The following is a 16,565-nucleotide window of genomic DNA, read 5'->3' as shown; positions in this document are numbered from 1 at the left end:
CCCCTTCTTTTCTGGATCAGTAGATTCGCGGGACCGAAACTACTTCGAACAATGGCTGGTCGCCGATGTCATCGCCATCCGGCCCGACCATCCATCCAGACCACTGGGTGAAGCGACGGCGCGAATCGCTGAGACCACTTCCATTAGACTGGATACCGTCCAAGCCAAAGAACCTGTCGCCTTGGCCGTACTGGGCGTAGAGGTAGGGCTTGTCGCCCAGCACCAATGCGGCGTTCCAGTTTCCGCGTTGGCCATCGACGGTTTCAGAAATCCATTCGATGCGCGCCTCCACCGTCCATCCGCCGCCGATGTAGGTCGAAACGCCGACCGGGTTGGGGAGAAACAGCCCTACCAAGTCGCCAGTGAGCTGCACTGCGGACATGTATCCGCCTTGGCCCTGGTTTGCATCAACTGAGATAAACCAATTGCCGTCCTTCAAATAGAAATGACCGGCGGGAACCTCGCGTGCTTCAGCAGCGAAAAATGCTTCTGCGGGAAAAATCATTCCATTGCCCCTGTATGTGGATAGCCGGCTTGCCCCGGCTCGCCGAGTGTACCGCCAGCGCCCATTGACGCGCCCACCAGCGCTGGCATCTTGACCACCGAGCGGCACACCAGCCGCCCCGCGTGTGACGTAAGCCGGGTTCGCCGCCGGTAGCGCTGTAACGAGCCTCGCGCCCTCGGAACGCGGAAAGACCCTCAGCCCCTCCGGGCTAGCCATCTTTCCTTCCGAGGCCATTCCTATGCCGCTTACCGCTGCGCAGCTGCTGTCTGGTGCCAACACCCAGATGCAGTCCTACGCCACCAACGACCCCATCGATCAGTTCACCACCCAGCGACCCCTGGCCGATTGGTTCATCCGCAACAAGGCCGATTCGGTCTTCGGCAACGGCGTCTTCAACGAGAAGATCCGCTACACGAACGACTCGAACTACCAGAACTTCACCGGTGACGACCAGGTCACCTACAACCGCAAGAAGACCGTGCGTCTGGCGCCATTCCAGGCGTATGAGGCATTCGACGGCTTCACCCTCAACGAAACCGAGCTGGCCAACAACGGCATCATCCTCACCGATGACCGCAATGCGGTGATGACCGAAGCCGAGAAGATCCAGATCGTCAACATCCTCCAGGAGAACTGGACCACCCTTAAGGATGGTTTCCAGGAGAACTGGGACATTGAAGTGCACCTGGACGGCGCCACCAACCCGAAGGCCGTTCCGGGTCTGGACGCGCTGGTCAGCACTACCCCGACGGTGGGTACCGTCGGCGGGATCGATCGCGCGGCCACCCCGTACTGGCGCAATTGGGCCGACATCGGCATCAGCACCGCCACCGCCGGCAACCTGATCTCGCACCTGGAAACCCTGTGGCGTAAGTCCATCGCCTACGGCAAGTTGGGTGCGCCTGACTTCATCGTGGTCGGCTCGGACATGTACGACGCCATCCAGGCGGACGCGCTGAAGGTCATGAGCCGCCAGATCACCATGGGCACTTCGGCCACCGGCGGCGTCACCCTGGACCCGTCCACCAAGGCGCTGGCCTTCAAGGGCGTTCCGGTGGTGTGGGATCCGACCTTCGACGCCCTGGACGACCTGCTGGGCGCCATCGCTGTGCCGTGGAAGAAGCGCGGCTACTTCCTCAACAGCAAGTCGCTGAAGCTGCGCCCGGTGAAGGGCCGCTGGATGGTCCGCCGCACGCCGCCGCGCGTGTACGACCGCCACACCCACTACTTCGGCATGACGGCGCACTACGGCCTGACGCTGAAGAAGGGCAACAGCAACGCGGTCTTCTCGATCGCCTGACCCCACGCAACGCCGGCGGGGCATTCCTCGCCGGCAGGAGAACGAAATGCCGAACGTGAAGACGCTCCCGACCGGGGGCACCATCGTCAAGCTCAACAAGACCCCGCTGCTGGGTGGCTGGGGCCGCGAAGGCCTGGCCAACCTGGGTGACAACACCACCGTGACCACCGGCGTTCTGCTGCAGGGCCATGAAGCACCGGCCGACGGCAGCACCCCGGCCGCTGGCAGCTCGGGCTGGTTCACCCTGCTGAGCGCAGCCGCCAACCTGGCGCCGGTGGTCGAGATCGCCGACCTGCCGGACTTCATCCGCACTGGCACCGCCGCGACGGCGCCAATCACCCTGGAGGGCGTGCAGTAATGGCCAAGACCGTATCCCTGCTGTTGCTGACGCTGGTCATCGACCGCGACGCAACCACCAAGCTTCCGGTGCAGATCTTCGATTACGAGCTGCCGATCGTGGAAGAGCTGTATCCGCCGGAATCCATCAGCGAATCGAAGCGCGAGGCCATCGAGGTTGAAAACTTCGATATGGCGGAAGTGTTCGCCGGCCTGCAGAACAAGTACGGCCGTACTGCGGAAGGTGCCGAGGCACTGAAGTACGCCTACCGCAACGAACGTGACTTCGCCAAGGCGGTGGCATCCAGCATCGCCGCGGCCAAGGACGAAGCCGAGCAGGTCGACCAGGACGACGAGGAAGAAGACGACCAGCCGACCGAGCTGGAAGCCCTCGCCGGCAAGACCGTCGCCGAGATCGAGGCGGCGCTGGACAACCTGACCGACGAGGACCTGCACGAGCTGGCGGCGATCGAGAACGCCCGCGAGAAGCCTCGCAAGGGCGTACTGGATGCCATTGCTGCGGCGCTGGGCGACCAGGGCAGCGAAACCGTTTAAGTCCGCTGGCGGCGGGCTGGCGGCCGGCCGGGGCGACTCGGTCGGCCGTTTTTCTTTCTGGAGAACGATATGGGCGGCAACAACGCACCGATCATGGTCAACGGCGGCAACGTCTACGACAGCCCGCTGGGGTATGACGCGCCGATCAACTACGACACCGGCCAGGTGAACCTGTCATCGCTGGGCGTGGAATGGTCCCTGAAGAAGGCACGGCAGGAGGTGATCCGGCGCCTGGGCTTCGTGGTCGAGCCGGTGAAGGTGCAGCGCACGTTCGACCAGCTGCGGCAGACGGTATCGACGGCGCTTGGATTCACCTACGTGGGCACGCCTGCGCCGCGCACGATGGTATCGCTGCGGTTGGATCTTCTGCGGCGGCTCGGCTTCTCTGCGCAGGCCACTGCCGATGCTTGGGCGCCGGGCGTCAAGGAGCTGCTGACGAACTTCCTTTCCGAAGCGCAGGTGGCGCTGCAGCACCAGTACCGGCTGAGCGTCAGCACGCCGCTGGCACCGTTCCATGACGACGCCGACGTGACCACGCTCGATCCGTGGGCCGTCTTCCTGCTGGCGCTGGCCAACGGCAAGGCCCACCACGGCCAGCAGGACGCGAAGGCTTACTACGACCAGCTTGGCGGCTACATCACCACCGTGGCGAAGTCTGCCGACGTGGACCAGATCATCAACACCGCGCAGGACTCGCTGCTGCAGCGGTACGCAATGGACCGCTACGGCGACGGGAAGGCGCCGCTGGTCGAAGGCGGCGACAAGACCCTGATCGACGGCGTGGCCGTGGAAATGCAGGCGATCGCCGATGCGAAGGCAAAGTACGGCCAGAAGGATGCCGAGGCCTACTACAGCCGCCTGCAGGAGATGGCACAGCGCCGGCCGTTCGACCTCGACGCGATGGTCGACAGCTTCATTCGTGACGCTCAGGACCAGCTGTATCAGCAGTACAAGGAACTGCGCACCGAGCGCTGGTGGACCATCCAGTGCGTGCCCGGCGCCAACCTGTACGACGTGCCGCTGGATCTGGATCAGTACCTGGACTTCCGACGCATCACCTGGGCAGGCATTCAGGACGACGTGCAGTGGACGCCCCTGATCGAGGGTATCGACCCTGTGCTGTACACCAGCACCTCGCTGAGCAAGCCGGCCTATTACCGGATCACCGGCTGCATCGAGATCTTCCCGGCACCCGACCGCGCGTACACGATCAAGATCCGCGGCCACCTTGGCCTGAAGTGGCTCACCGGTGACGACGACCTGCTGACGGTCAACAGCCGCGCGGTGTTCCTCCATGCTCTGGCGAACGCGAAGGCGCACTACAAGCAGCCCGACGCCGGCAACTACATGCAGCAGGCCCAGGCCTATGTGCGGCAGCTGATCGCCGGCTCCCACGGCACCCGGCGCTACGTCCCCGGCACGCGACAGATCCCGCCTGCGCGGCGTCCGATCCCCGTTGGCGGCTGGCCGGAGGGCAACTAATGCGTGCCACCTACCTGTCCGCCGTAAAGGCCGGCATCACCCGCCTGCGCGACAAGGGCGGCGCGTCGGAGGATGCGCTGTTCGACCTGCTCAACGGCTATGTGACCGCAGCCCGCACCATCCGCATGCGCCAGGCCGCGCGCATCCAACTGGACCTGCCGCCCGGTACGATCGGCCTGACCTCATTCAAGGGCGCGTTCGTCGTCTATGCGGACCAGGTGATGCCGGCTGGCCCTGGCTACTCGGTGGTGGTGCTGAAGCACCCGAGCAACGGAGCCGCGACGCTGAAGGAGATCCATTACTCGCTGCCGTACCTTGGGTTCCTGTACGTGGTGGCCGAGTTCTCCGATGAGTCGACCTATCACTACTGGCTGGAGGAGGGGAAGCCGTGGGCGGCCAACACCACCTACCTGCCGGGGGCGCTGGTCAGCCCGACGGCCCCCAACGGCCTGGCCTATTCGCTGGTCGACACCGGTGGTGGCCACGCAACATGGGAGGCCTACGCGGCGCGCACTGTCGGCAATGTGGTGGTGCCGTCGGCCAACAACGGCTTCAAGTACACGGTCAGCTCGGTGAGCGGTGCCAACGCGCGCTCCGGCGACACCGAACCGCAGTGGCCGGCAACTGCCGGCGGCACCGTGAACGAGGACGTGCCGCTGGAGAACCCGCTGGGGAATGCTGGCAGCGGCACGGCAGGTGGCTCGGTCCCGCAGTGGACGGCCGCCAAGCAGGCGGCCAAAGGTGACCTCATCAGGCCGGTGAACCTGCCCAGTCCGACGGCAACTGCACCGATCAACGGCAACTTCACCGACGGCAACACCGGCTGGGATCTGGAAGGTGGTGCGCACATCGTCTCGGGCAAGCTGGAGCTGCCAGGGCGCATCAGCGATGGCGCAGCGGTGAATCAGGCGCGCTTCGTCGTCGCTGACGGGGCTTCCCTCACGGCCAACTGTCTGATCGAGCAGGGCCCGGCCAAGGCTGGCGCCACGCGCGGCTGGGTAGAGATTCGCTGGTACGACAAGGACGACGTGATGATCAGTTACACGCAGGGGAACATCGTCAGCAGCGATGCGGCGATCTCCACTGCGGTCTCGCCGAAGCCAGCCGGCGCGTCGTATGCCCGGGGCGTCATCGCTCTGTGGTCGGTTGGTGACCATGACCACGTGACCGGTGCCGACAACCTCACTGTCAGCGGTGCCGTGAATGGCCTTCCCGCAGGCCTGGTGTATCGCGCAGTGCAGGACGTGGTGGCGCACACCGGTGCCACTGAGCCAGCGTGGCCGAACATCCTCGGCAAGCGCGTGGTCGATGGCGGGGTGACCTGGGAAGCTGTGGCGATCACCCGGGTTACCTGGACAGCGTCTCCGCTGTACGTGAGCGGCGGCAGCGAGCCGGCATGGCCAACCAACGTGGGCGGCACCGTGGTGGATGGCAGCGTGACCTGGCAGGCGGTGAGCCGCCGGGTAGAGGACCCGAACTGCCCCAACAGCAAGGTTGTGTTGATCGGCGCTTCCAAGGTCTTCGCCGGCAATGGCGACACCGTTCCATACAGCGCCACAGTGGCCCCAAAGGACTGGAGCAGCGCCAACGATGCCGGGTTCCTGCCCACGGGCCTGCAGAACTACGGCGCCAACCCGGTGGCTGCCATGGGCCTCTACCGCGGCAACCTGACCGTGTTCAATGCCGAGGCATTCCAGCTGTGGCAGATCGATGAAGATCCGGCCAGCATGTCGCTGCTCGACGCGCTGCCGGTGGGCAGCACCCAGCACCGCGCCATTGCGGCAGTGGGCAACGATCTGCTGTTCCTGGCCAGCCAGGGCGTGCGAAGCGTCGGCATCGCTGCCAGCAGCACGAACTTCCAGGCTGGCGACGTAGGCATGCCGATCGACCCGCTGGTGCAGGCATGGCTGGCGCAGCCTTCGGTGGTGCCGCGCGGCCTGTACTTCCCGGCCGCTGGCCAGTACTGGCTGATGTTCGCGAAGGACGGCCAGACAGAGGTTTTCGTTTACACCATGACGCAGATTGGACAGGTGGGTGCCTGGTCGCGGTACGTCTTCCCGTTCGAGGTGCACACCTGGGCGATCCAGGGCGACGCGCTCTACCTGCGTTCGGCCGACCGCATCTATCGCATGGTCGACGGCGCGATCGGGGACGAGCTCTCCCCGGGCGTGTTCACTCCGTTCCAAGGCGTGATCCAGTGGCCGTGGCTGGACTTTGGCCCGGCCGGCGTCACGAAGATGCTCTACGGCTTCGAGGTGGTTGGGCGGGGCAAGGTCGGCATCCAGGTGGGCTTCGACCAGACCAACGGTGGGGCGTTCACCCCTGCATACCAGGTCGACCCGGACACGCTCACCGGTGGGCCGGTGCCAATGTCGATGGCGGCGCCCACGTTCGCTGTGCGGCTGGTCTACGACGGCACCGAGGCATGGCAGTGGAATGCCTTCGGCCTGTACGTGCAGGACCTTCGCCCGATGGCGTGACCATTGATCAAGGGGGGTAGGAAGTCAGCATTTCGGCATGATTTCCCCCCGTCTCCCGCGCAATGTTGTGCCCTGTCGGCCACTCCACCTGGTGGTGCTGGCCGACATTCTTCGGCACGAAGAGCAGCGCCAGTTCCGGGCCGTCTTGGGCGGCACCAGCTACAGCCCGGACACCACCGCACACGCGCTGGTGAATGCCTGGGCCACTTCTTCCCCGTATGCCCTCACCGTGCTGCGCGCTGATGGGACGCCCGCTGCTGCTGGCGGATTCGAGCCGGTCGGCCCGGGCATCTGGCAATCGTGGATGGTCGGCACTGAACAGGGCTGGGCCGAGCAGTGGCGCGCGATGACGAAGGCCAGCCGCTGGCTGATCGACCAGCTATTCGAAGCCGGCGCGCGGCGTCTGCAGGTCAATGCTCTGGCTGACCGCTTGGCGGCCATCGAGTGGTTCGAACGGTCGCTGGGAATGCAGGACGACGGTGTCTGGAGCAGGCAGGGCGCCAACGGCGAGGACATCGCTCACTTTTCACGTATGCGAGGTGCCTGATGGGCGGCAGTAGCGGAAGCAAGGCGGCCAATGCCGCGGCACAAACCGAGGCCTGGCGAACCTCGAACATCAATCGCGCCACCGACCAGGTGAACCGGCTCTACAGCGCACCCTCGCGTCAGGCCGGCTACGACGACTTCCTGGGCGCCACTCGGGATTTCTATGGTGGCGAGCTGGGGCGACAGAAGGAGCAGGCAGACCGAAGCCTGAAGTTCGCCATGGCCCGCAGCGGCCTCGCAGGCGGATCCGCAGCTGTAGACGCCAACCGTCGCCTCGGCGAGGACTATCAGCGCGGCGTGCTGGATGCCGAGCGCCTGGCGCAGGGCGCGCTGGCCGACCTGAAGGCATCGGACGAGACGTCCCGCCAGAACCTGCTGTCGCAGGTCGCCGGCGGCATGAGCCTGACCAGCGGAGCCACGCAGTCGGCGCAGGCGCTGCAGGGCAACCTGCAGGCCGCACAGGGCCGACTGCGGGCTGATTCGCTGGGCGAGATCTTCGGCGGCCTTGCAGACGTGTATACCCGCAGCCGCGAGGCAGCAGCAGACCGCCGGGGCTTCCGCGATGTCTACAACACGCTGTACCAGCCAGGCTTCGGCTACGGCGGTGCCCGATGAACGCGATGCCCGACGTGATCAGCACCATGGCTCGGCTGGTGAGCCAGCCATCACTTGCTGACATCGTGCAGCTGCAGGAACTGTGCGCGCAGCTGCCGCAGGCGGACATGCCGGTGGAGCACACCTTCCTTCCTGGCCAGTACCTGCGCCGCATGTCGATGCCGGCCGGTGCACTGGTCGTGGGCAAGCGACACCGCTTCCGACATGCCCTGATTGTCTCTGGCCACGTCACCCTGCGCACCGCCGACGGCATGGTGGAGCTACAGGGCTTCCACGTCATCGACTCGCCGCCGGGAATGAAGCGGGCCATCTACGCGCACGCGCCGAGCGAGCTGGTAACCGTCCACCTCACGGACGAAACGGATCTGGAGCGGATCGAGGCGCTGGTGATCATGCCCGACGACGAGCCGCTGGAATTGGAGGAACAGCCATGACGTGGGTCGCAACGGCCATCGCGGTGATCGGCGCCGCGACGCAGCAGTACACGCAGCACCAGGCTGCCAAGAAGGCCGACAACCAGGCGGCGAACCGGATCTACCAGCAGGCGGCCAACCAGGAGCGTGCCGATTACGCGGTGAACCAGCTGCTGACCAAGCGCGCGACCGACGACGGCAGCGCGGAGCGGGCGGCCGTCACACGCAGCCTGATGGACCAGTCGCAGGCCGCGCAGATGGCGGCAAGCCGGGGCCTGAATCAGGGGGGCGCAGTCAGTGACGCTTACCGGGCGTCGGCCAATGATGCCGCGCTTGGCATCAGCGATTACGGCCAGCGCGCAGCCGGGCTGATGGCCCGCATCGACGCGCCACAGCAGCAACGCAGGCGCGAGGCGCTGCAGAGCGGGAATCTCGCATCGCAGCTGGGCCTGATCGGGCGCGAGGCGGCCAGCGATGACTTCCTGGCACAGCTCCGGCTGCAGGCTATTCGCCCCGATCCGTGGCTGACCGCCGCCGGCCAGATCGCCCAAGGCATCGGCAGCGGGATGGCGGCGCGCGGCGGTGCTGCGCCCAAGACCAATGCTGGGGCTACCGCCAACTTCGGCAACCAGGCCAGTACCTGGTACCAGAATTCGAACCTGTGGGGACGCTGAGATGGCTACGAACGGATGGGCCTCTCTGGGGCAGGCATTTGCAGGTGGCGGAGCGGGGCAGGAGCGGGCATATCAGGCCGGCCAGACGCGTGCTGCACAGCTGGCAGTCCTTCTCGCGAAGGCGGAGAAGGACACTGCAGAGCGCGTCGCCGCAGAGCAGCGTAGGGACGTTCTGCTGAAGGCGGGCTATAGCCAAGAGGATTCAGGCCTTCTCACCAATCTGATCGCAGGAAACATCGATCCCCGGCAGCTCAGTGGCTACCGCGGCGCCTTGCAGGAGCAGGACTTCCGCCAAGGCGCGGTGGCGCGATCGCTTGCCGGTGACTTCGGCGGCGGCAACGCCTACCTGATGGGCGTGGCGAATGGCCCGGTGGAGCTGGCCAGCATTCAGGGCCAGAACCTGATCAACAACCGGCTTCTGCCCGGCGGCGGCGGGATCAGCACGACCGACCAGGGCCGGGCAAGCATCGCTGCGGATACAGCACGCGCGCGCGCATCGGATGCGAGTGCTGCCAGCTCCTATGCCACTGCGGACGCCACGCGACAGCGCCTCGCTCTGGCGAAGGAGCAGTTCGGGTTGCAGCGGGACGGCCGCTGGAATCCAGGGGGGACTGCTGCCGGCGGCGCAGCTGGCGGCGCTGGACAGAAGATGAGTAGCGACGAGCTGAAGCAAGCGTTTGCGGGGAAGGCGCTGGCCGACGACGCCTACGACTTCGCTGCGGCGTACTTGGGCAAGACGCCAGAGCAGGTGCGGCTGATGACACCTGAGCAAATCCGGATCGAGGTGGCGAAGGGAGGACGCCTCACTGCAGGCCCGCTGGTTGGTCGCCTGCCTGGTGCCAACATTTTGGCCAACAGCGATCTCGACGCCTACACCAGCTCGGCCGCCGGCAGGCAGGCGCGCATCAACAACCCGTCTGGTCCAGTCACGGATGCGGACTTCAAGGCAGCGGAGCGCTCGGTTTTCAGCTCGACCAAGCCGGCCAGCGTCAACGCCGACCTGATTTATCGTGCCTTGATGCGTGGCGCGGCTTCGCAGGCCGGTGGCGAATCAGCGCCTTCGGCAGGCGGCGGTGTGGATGACCTTCTCGGCAAGTACGGGGTTCGCTGATGGCCACTCTGGAACAACTCGAACAGGCCCTGCGCGCCGCTGATGCCGCCGGCAACACTGAGGACGCCCGCCGGCTGGCACAGGCCTACAAGGCCCAGCGCGATGCGGAGCAGGGCCCCCAAGCGCCAACTGCCCAACCACCGATCACGGATCTACCAGCTGTGCAGGCCTTGGCGCCTGATGGCTGGGAGTACGGCATGGGGCGTGATGCGGCTTTCGGCCTCCGCTCGATTCTCCAGGGAGGCGGTAGCCTCCTGGGCGCCCTCGGCGGCGATGCCCTGGGCGCGCTGGAAACGAAGGTCACCGGCCGTCCCGTGGCCAGCTTCCGCGACAATGCCGCGCGCCTGGCCGATGTGCTGGGCCTGCCCCAGGCGCAGACCGCCGGCGACCGCGTGCTGGGCGATGTCGGCGAAGCGCTGACCGGTACCGGCCTGACGCTGGGAGCGGGTGGGGCGCTCAATGCTGGTCGCTCCGTTGCCGCAGCGCCCTCGGTGCGCACTGCTGCCGCCGACTTCCTGACCTCCCAGCCCGCGCTACAGGTCGCCAGCACGGTCGGTGGCTCCGCTGCCGCTGGAGGCACCCGCGAAGCCGGCGGCGGCGCTGGCCTGCAGTTGGCTGCGGCCTTGGCCGGCGGTCTTGCACCGGGTGCAGTTCCTCGTCTTCCCACATCTGGCGTGGTGCCGGCGGTGGCGGCGAACACGACGCGGCGAGTTCTGCGCGGTAGCGATCCAGGCGCTCTGAGAGCTGCTCTGGGTGAATTCGCGGAGGCTGGCGTGCAGCCAAGCATGGGGCAAGCCACCGGCAATCGTGTGCTGCAGGCTGCCGAGACGTTCCTCGGCAGTGTTCCGGGCTCAGCGGGTGTGATCGACCGATTTGCACAGCGGCAAGCCGGGCAGTTCGGACAGCGCATCGATGACATCGCGACTTCTCTGGCTCCGGGTGGCCAAGTCGTTGATCCAGAAATGGCCGGCTTGGCCATTCGGCAAGGAATCGCCGGACCGGGCGGATTCAAGGAGCTTTCGCGCGCCGAGAGCAATGCGCTGTATCAGCAACTGGATGAGCTGATTCCGCAGGACACGCGGGTCGACATCGGCAATGTACAGGCGGCGCTGGCTGACCTGAATCAGGCTATTCCCGGTGCGCCTTCCACCTCCCGTCTGTTCCAGAACGCACGCCTGGGCAGCATCGAGGGCGGCCTGATCGATGACACGCAGGGCGTCCAGGCACTGCTGACTCAGCCCGGCGTGCAGGAGCAGGCAGATGCATACCGCGGCTATCTGCAGGCCCAGGCCCGATCCATCGAGATGGAGAACGCGCGCCGCAAGTCGCTGGGGATGACCGTGATGGAACCGGTGCCGTCGGCTGACCAGATCGAGCAGAACGTCATGGCCACACTGGGCAACATGACCGACAACCGGCTGCCCTACGAGGCGTTGCAGAAGCTCCGGTCGCTGGTCGGTCGGGAGATCGACAACGCCAACTTCGGCAGCGATGTACCACGCAGCATGTGGCGCCCGGTCTATGCGGCGCTGAGCAGGGACATGGAAGAGGCCGTCAAGGCCACGGGCAACCCGAAGGCTGCAGAAGCCCTGACCAGCGCCAATCAGTACCACTCCCGCTACGTGGACCAGCTGGAGAACATCGACAACATCATCGGGAAGAAGGACGGCGAAGCGGCATACCTGGCAGCAGTGAGCGGCGCCAAGGATGGCCCGACGCGCATTCGCTCGATCATGCAGACGTTGCCCGAGAACGAAAAGAAGATGGTCACGTCCGCGTTCATCCGACGCATGGGGCGCGCCGTAGGCAGTCAGCAGACCGACGAGAACAACGTGTTCTCGATGTCCACATTCTTGACGAACTACGCCAACACCAGCCCCGAGGCCCGCAAGGTGTTGTTCGGCAGCTACGGGCCGGAGTTCCAGAAGAACATGGAGACCGTCGCCAAGGCCACGTCGCGCATCAGGGAGGGCTCCAAGGTGTTTGCCAACCCGTCAGGAACTGCTGGGCGTGAGGCACTGATAGGTCAGATCGCCACGACTGGCGCCGGTGCCGGTACCGCGCTGGCGATGGGAAATGCTGGCGGCGCCTTTCTTGCAGTTGGCGGATCGCTGATTGGTTCGGGTATCGCGAACGCGACGGCCAAGCTAATGACCTCGCCCAAGTACGTGAACTGGCTGGCGCGCACGTCTGAGAGGCCCGTTGGCGAACTTCCCGCTCAACTTCAAGTGCTGCGAGGGATTGCGGATCGGAGCCGTGACCCTGACGTGGCAGAGCTTGCGGATCAGGTGGAGCAGCAGCTCAGCGCAGGAATGACAGGACAAAACCAATAACGCAAACGAGCAGCAGAAGGGCAAGGAAGCCCAGCCACAGCAGCATCGGCGTGGGGCTGGCACTGACCTTCTCCAGCTCCGCCTCGGTCTTCTCGTTCTGGATCTCGGCCCATGTCTTCGGGGTGCCGTAGTTGGTCTTCTTCCAGTCGTTCATGATTTCCCCAGTAGCTGGTTGATAGCGCGCTGCATTCCCTGGAGCTCGCTTCGTAGCATGCCCACGCATTGCCCCTTCACATCAACGAGCTCGTACTGAATTTGGTCGAGCTCTTCAAGGATGTTGCCTGTCCGCTCGATACTGGCAAGGATCTTCTTCCGCTCTGCGAACATGCTGAAGCGGAGGTTGGCCCTGCTCTCGGCCAGAACACGATGGCAGATGGCTACATGATTCGAAACCTCAATCAGCCGACTATCCACAGCAACCATCACGGATAAGGCATCTTTGCCTTCAGCCAGGAGCTGCCTGGTGCTCGTCCGATAGTTTCGAAGCTCGTCCATCGACGAATGCATCAGGTTCATTCGATCTCTCATGGTTGGCCAGGGGCCTGACGATCCTTGGCAGCCCGGCCATCCCGGGCACGCGGATGGTACCACCAGCCCCGGCAGGCCTCCGCGCCAAAGGAAAGGCCCGGTTGCCCGGGCCTCATCGATCGTTCGAAGGTGGCTGTTAAGAGAACCAGCCGAAGCCCTTCGCCATCAGTCCAGCAAGACCAACGGCAACGAAGACCAGGGCGGCGAAAATCTTGTGAAGGTCGGCCTTCGCTTCATCGCGGACCTTCTTGAATTCGTCGTCAACCTTTCGAAACTCAGAGTTCACCAGAGTGCTGAAGTCGCGAATGGCTTGGTTGGTGATTTTCAGGTCGGACTTGATCTCTGCCACATCCCTTTGGATGTACTCAGTGGTCACTTCCAGCTTGGCAACTCGTGCTTCCATGGCTCCATCATGGGGCGGGCCACCACCACCTTCAAGCACAACTTGCTGAACGGCGGCATCAGTCGGTTCTTCAGAGTTCTTGGCATAGACCTTGGGTACGTCTCTGCCACCTTGGCTGTTGACGATGTAGAACTCGGGGGCGGCCATTTCAATTCTCGCTCTCGTCCACGTCGGCTTCACCTTCGGCGATCACCTTCGCGACAACGGACCTCTCCAGATCCCAAGTTGTACCGCAGTTCTTGCAGAACAAATGGATGAGTGGACGATGCTTTTGGGTTGGAATCCCTTCGGGGGATAGGATCGGCCCACCTACACCCCTCGTAAATTCGGTATCAGTCAGTTCCCATTTGGACACCCCACACCGAAGGCACGAGGCTGTGATCCCTTTGTCTTTGAAATATTTAACAATTTCAGAGGCTTTGATGTATCTGAGCGTCGTCATGGGCTAGGCGGTTGGTGTGGAGGCTCAATAGTAGCCCATTGAACCGGAACCCCCTGAAGGCACCGTAGGCCCATCACTTCCAAGGGGGCCGACAGTGGCACGAATCACAGCACAGGAGGCGGGCGGGCAGAACGTCGTGGCGTTCCTGGACATGCTGGCCTGGTCCGAAGGGACCGACAACGGCCGGCAGCCGACCAAGCAGCACGGCTACGACGTCCTGGTGGGCGGCGGCCTGTTCTCCGACCTCAGCAAGCACCCCGAGAGGCTGGTGCGGCTGAATTCCACGCTCAGCTCCACCGCTGCCGGCCGGTACCAGTTCCTGAAGCGGACTTGGGCCACCTTGCAGGCTCGGCTGAAGCTGCCGGATTTCGGCCCGCTGAGCCAGGACAAGGGCTGCATCGAGCTGATCCGCGGCCGCCGTGCGCTTGACGCGGTGAAGGCCGGTCAGTTCGACCGCGCCGTGGCGCTGTGTTCCAAGGAGTGGGCCAGCCTGCCGGGCGCCGGCTACGGCCAGCACGAACAGAGCCTGGAGAAGCTGCGGCAGATCTACAAGAAGGCCGGCGGCACTCTGGGTGGGGGCGTATGAGCATGGAAGCCCAGCCGAGCCAGGACGGCCGCACCCGCATTTCGCTCGGCCCCGTCGAGAAATGGATCGTGGGGGCCTTCGCCGGCTTCATGGTCGCTGGCGGGTATTGGCTGATCAGCTCGATGCAGGCGGTGCTGACCCAGCAGCAGGTCACGAACCAGCAGATGGCCACCGTGCAGCAGCAGCTGCAGACCTTCAACACGCAGCTGGCCGATGTGCCGGCGCTGAAGCTCGAACTGGCCAAGCTGGCCGTGCAGGTCGAGCAGAACAAGGCCGACATCAAGGAGCTGAAACAGCTCAGGGGGCTGAAATGAAGGTCGAGCTTATCGACGGGTGGCGCCGCGCCTGGAAGCTGGCCTCGGTGTGGGTGTTCGGCCTGGTGTGCCTGTTCCCGGACATGTACGACGCGATCGCCGCCATGGGCTGGATGGACGAACTGCCCGAGCCGGCGAAGTGGTCGATCCGAGCGCTCGGAGCGGTCGGTGTGGTGGCCCGCGTGCTGAAGGCCCGGAGGCGCTCCGATGCAAATCCCTGACCCGATCCGACCCTATGCAGACCTGATCCGCTGGGGCCTTGCGGTGGTGCTGGCCGGCGGCCTGTTCGTCGCCGGCTGCCAGCGAGGTGAGGACCGCCAGGCCGCACAGGATCGGGAGCAGATCGAGGCCGTGCAGCGACAGCTGGAAGGCGCACGCGCCGAGGCTGCAGAGAACCTGCGCGCGGCCAACGCCGCCGGCGAGCTGCTGCAGGAAGTGAACCGGCAGACCCAGGCATCGATCGATGCTGCCGAGGCAGCGCGCAAGGCCTCCGACGCGGCGGCCCGCCGTGCTGAAGCGGCGGCGGCCGAGGGCCAGCGCCGAGCCACCGCAGCGGAGAAGGCGTTGCAGGCGGCCAAGATGAAACCGGTATGCCGGTCCCAATTGGAGATGCAGCTGTGCGATTCCATCCCCTTGCTCTGATCCTGCTGTTGCCGCTGTGCGGCTTCGGCACCTGTTCGAAGAAGCCCGAGCAGCCGAAGCTGCCCGAGGTGGTTCGTCTCACCGTCGAAAAGTTGGTGCCGGTCGATGCACGGCTGACCAAGCCCTGCCCGACCAAGCGCGCAGAGTCGCGCACGGTAGAGGCGGTGGTGGAGGCCTACAACGCCAACCTGGAGACGCTGCAGGACTGCGACAGCCGCATGGGCGAGATCCGCAGACTGGGTGAGGGGAAGACCCAGCCGTGAGCAAGGTCAAGCTCAAGGACCAGCTCGGCCGTGTGGTGAACATCCCTACCGATGCCACCAAAGGCGCCATCGTGGGCGTCAACCTGTACGCGGCCGACGGCAAGACACTGATCGATCCGGCCCAACTCGGCGGCGGCACCGGCAGCAGCAGCGTGACTTGGGACAACGTGACCAACGTCCCGAAGAACCTCGCGGCGTTCGCCAAAGTATCGGGTATTGGCTACCCGGTTCTGGTCGGCCCTGCCGACTGGCGCATGCGGACCTTCCGTTCCGGCGGCGGGATCACCGTCGTCAACGGCAATGGCCGCGATGGCGACACTGTGGTTCGGCTGGAAGAAGTCGGGAACACCGAAGACGGCCAGGCGCTGTTGAAGATCACCCGCGACGTGTACGGCCGCGTCATCGCCACCGCGGTAGCAAGCACTGACGACCTGGCCGAGGGCGGGAGCAATCTGTACTTCACCGCCGCGCGTGCTGATGCACGGGCCGATGCGCGCATCGCTACGCAGAAGGGTCAGCCCAACGGTATTACGCCGCTGGACGCCGCCAGCAAGATCCCGACGCAGTACCTGCCGGCGCTTGCGATCACGTCCACCTATGTGGTGAACAGTGAGGCCGCGCAGCTGGCGCTGGTGGTGGAGGAGGGCGACGTAGCCGTCCGCACGGACCAGAACCGCACCTACATCCAGAACGGCGGCAGCGCCGGAACCATGGCCGACTGGACGCTGCTGCAGACGCCTCCTGACCTGGTGCAGTCGGTCAACGGGCAGACCGGCACAGTCTCGCTGGACGCCGCAGACGTCGACGCCACCCGTTCCGTGGTTGGCCTGCAGGGCGACGTCACTGCCGCCGACATCGCTGACTCCCTCGGCCTGGGGACTGCCGCCAACCATGCCGCCACCGACTTCGTGATCATCGCGTCGCTGGTCAGCCTTCCCAACGCCGTTGATGACACCGCAGCCGCAGCCGCTGGTGTGGCTGTCGGTGCCATGTACCGCAACGGTTCCGTCCTCTGTGTACGCATCTCCTGAGGTATC

At 65.1% G+C, this 16,565-nt stretch carries 21 protein-coding genes; 17 read left to right on the top strand and 4 right to left on the bottom strand.

Annotated features, from left to right (window positions below; all coding sequences use genetic code 11):
• Positions 1-16: 16 nt before the first annotated feature.
• Positions 17-505, bottom strand: a complete 489-nt coding sequence (locus ACZK2R_RS17710; RefSeq protein WP_478487477.1) for a hypothetical protein — start codon at positions 503-505, stop codon at positions 17-19.
• Positions 506-743: 238 nt separating this feature from the next.
• Here ACZK2R_RS17710 and ACZK2R_RS17705 point away from each other — a divergent pair, with 238 nt between their 5' ends.
• The 11 genes from ACZK2R_RS17705 to ACZK2R_RS17655 all read left to right on the top strand — a co-directional run bounded on the left by ACZK2R_RS17705 (position 744) and on the right by ACZK2R_RS17655 (position 12,350).
• On the top strand, positions 744-1,805 hold the full coding sequence (locus tag ACZK2R_RS17705; RefSeq protein ID WP_478487475.1) for a phage major capsid protein: 1,062 nt from the start codon (positions 744-746) through the stop codon (positions 1,803-1,805).
• Between the two features lie 46 nt (positions 1,806-1,851).
• Positions 1,852-2,163 (top strand): hypothetical protein, encoded by a 312-nt coding sequence (locus tag ACZK2R_RS17700; protein ID WP_249843385.1) that lies wholly within the window; start codon positions 1,852-1,854, stop codon positions 2,161-2,163.
• The gene (locus ACZK2R_RS17695; RefSeq protein WP_478487473.1) at positions 2,163-2,696 is read left to right on the top strand and encodes a hypothetical protein; all 534 of its coding nucleotides are present in this window, start codon (positions 2,163-2,165) and stop codon (positions 2,694-2,696) included. Before ACZK2R_RS17700 ends, ACZK2R_RS17695 begins: the two co-directional genes overlap by 1 nt.
• Before the next feature lie 69 nt (positions 2,697-2,765).
• Positions 2,766-4,178, top strand: a complete 1,413-nt coding sequence (locus ACZK2R_RS17690; RefSeq protein WP_478487472.1) for a phage adaptor protein — start codon at positions 2,766-2,768, stop codon at positions 4,176-4,178.
• Complete coding sequence (locus ACZK2R_RS17685) at positions 4,178-6,658, top strand: hypothetical protein (protein WP_478487471.1); 2,481 nt, start codon at positions 4,178-4,180, stop codon at positions 6,656-6,658. The genes ACZK2R_RS17690 and ACZK2R_RS17685 overlap by 1 nt, the downstream gene beginning before the upstream one ends.
• A gap of 94 nt (positions 6,659-6,752) precedes the next feature.
• Positions 6,753-7,205: a hypothetical protein gene (locus tag ACZK2R_RS17680; protein WP_478487469.1), complete on the top strand. Its 453-nt coding sequence runs from the start codon at positions 6,753-6,755 to the stop codon at positions 7,203-7,205.
• Positions 7,205-7,819 (top strand): hypothetical protein, encoded by a 615-nt coding sequence (locus tag ACZK2R_RS17675; RefSeq protein ID WP_111097957.1) that lies wholly within the window; start codon positions 7,205-7,207, stop codon positions 7,817-7,819. The genes ACZK2R_RS17680 and ACZK2R_RS17675 overlap by 1 nt, the downstream gene beginning before the upstream one ends.
• Positions 7,816-8,253 carry a hypothetical protein gene (locus tag ACZK2R_RS17670; RefSeq protein ID WP_478487467.1) on the top strand — a complete coding sequence of 146 codons (438 nt, stop codon included), beginning with the start codon at positions 7,816-7,818 and terminating at the stop codon, positions 8,251-8,253. Before ACZK2R_RS17675 ends, ACZK2R_RS17670 begins: the two co-directional genes overlap by 4 nt.
• Positions 8,250-8,906, top strand: coding sequence for a hypothetical protein (locus ACZK2R_RS17665; protein WP_478487465.1), 657 nt, complete (start codon positions 8,250-8,252; stop codon positions 8,904-8,906). Before ACZK2R_RS17670 ends, ACZK2R_RS17665 begins: the two co-directional genes overlap by 4 nt.
• Before the next feature lies 1 nt (position 8,907).
• Complete coding sequence (locus ACZK2R_RS17660) at positions 8,908-10,017, top strand: hypothetical protein (protein ID WP_478487464.1); 1,110 nt, start codon at positions 8,908-8,910, stop codon at positions 10,015-10,017.
• Positions 10,017-12,350 (top strand): hypothetical protein, encoded by a 2,334-nt coding sequence (locus tag ACZK2R_RS17655; RefSeq protein ID WP_478487462.1) that lies wholly within the window; start codon positions 10,017-10,019, stop codon positions 12,348-12,350. Before ACZK2R_RS17660 ends, ACZK2R_RS17655 begins: the two co-directional genes overlap by 1 nt.
• Here ACZK2R_RS17655 and ACZK2R_RS17650 read toward each other — a convergent pair.
• From ACZK2R_RS17650 to ACZK2R_RS17640, 3 genes are all read right to left on the bottom strand, one after another.
• On the bottom strand, positions 12,319-12,504 hold the full coding sequence (locus ACZK2R_RS17650) for a hypothetical protein (protein ID WP_478487461.1): 186 nt from the start codon (positions 12,502-12,504) through the stop codon (positions 12,319-12,321). The two genes, ACZK2R_RS17655 and ACZK2R_RS17650, sit on opposite strands and share 32 nt — an antisense overlap.
• Positions 12,501-12,866 carry a hypothetical protein gene (locus ACZK2R_RS17645; RefSeq protein WP_478487460.1) on the bottom strand — a complete coding sequence of 122 codons (366 nt, stop codon included), beginning with the start codon at positions 12,864-12,866 and terminating at the stop codon, positions 12,501-12,503. Before ACZK2R_RS17645 ends, ACZK2R_RS17650 begins: the two co-directional genes overlap by 4 nt.
• A 148-nt stretch (positions 12,867-13,014) precedes the next feature.
• Positions 13,015-13,428, bottom strand: a complete 414-nt coding sequence (locus ACZK2R_RS17640; RefSeq protein ID WP_478487459.1) for a hypothetical protein — start codon at positions 13,426-13,428, stop codon at positions 13,015-13,017.
• 389 nt (positions 13,429-13,817) lie between these two features.
• Here ACZK2R_RS17640 and ACZK2R_RS17635 point away from each other — a divergent pair, with 389 nt between their 5' ends.
• Genes ACZK2R_RS17635 through ACZK2R_RS17610 form a run of 6 tightly spaced genes read left to right on the top strand, consistent with a single transcriptional unit; the run spans position 13,818 to position 16,559 of the window.
• On the top strand, positions 13,818-14,309 hold the full coding sequence (locus tag ACZK2R_RS17635; RefSeq protein ID WP_478487457.1) for a glycoside hydrolase family 24 protein: 492 nt from the start codon (positions 13,818-13,820) through the stop codon (positions 14,307-14,309).
• Complete coding sequence (locus tag ACZK2R_RS17630; RefSeq protein WP_478487455.1) at positions 14,306-14,623, top strand: hypothetical protein; 318 nt, start codon at positions 14,306-14,308, stop codon at positions 14,621-14,623. The genes ACZK2R_RS17635 and ACZK2R_RS17630 overlap by 4 nt, the downstream gene beginning before the upstream one ends.
• The gene (locus ACZK2R_RS17625) at positions 14,620-14,844 is read left to right on the top strand and encodes a DUF7940 domain-containing protein (RefSeq protein WP_478487453.1); all 225 of its coding nucleotides are present in this window, start codon (positions 14,620-14,622) and stop codon (positions 14,842-14,844) included. Before ACZK2R_RS17630 ends, ACZK2R_RS17625 begins: the two co-directional genes overlap by 4 nt.
• Positions 14,831-15,265, top strand: a complete 435-nt coding sequence (locus ACZK2R_RS17620) for a hypothetical protein (RefSeq protein ID WP_478487452.1) — start codon at positions 14,831-14,833, stop codon at positions 15,263-15,265. The genes ACZK2R_RS17625 and ACZK2R_RS17620 overlap by 14 nt, the downstream gene beginning before the upstream one ends.
• Entirely contained in the window at positions 15,241-15,528 is a 288-nt protein-coding gene (gene lysC, locus ACZK2R_RS17615) for an Rz1-like lysis system protein LysC (protein WP_478487450.1), read from the top strand. The genes ACZK2R_RS17620 and lysC overlap by 25 nt, the downstream gene beginning before the upstream one ends.
• Complete coding sequence (locus ACZK2R_RS17610; protein ID WP_478487448.1) at positions 15,525-16,559, top strand: hypothetical protein; 1,035 nt, start codon at positions 15,525-15,527, stop codon at positions 16,557-16,559. The genes lysC and ACZK2R_RS17610 overlap by 4 nt, the downstream gene beginning before the upstream one ends.
• Positions 16,560-16,565 lie beyond the last annotated feature (6 nt).

It is taken from the genome of Stenotrophomonas sp. 96582_Sma (assembly GCF_056480905.1).
The sequence above is the reverse complement of the archived record's forward strand: the minus strand, read 5'-3'. Positions and strand labels throughout refer to the sequence as shown.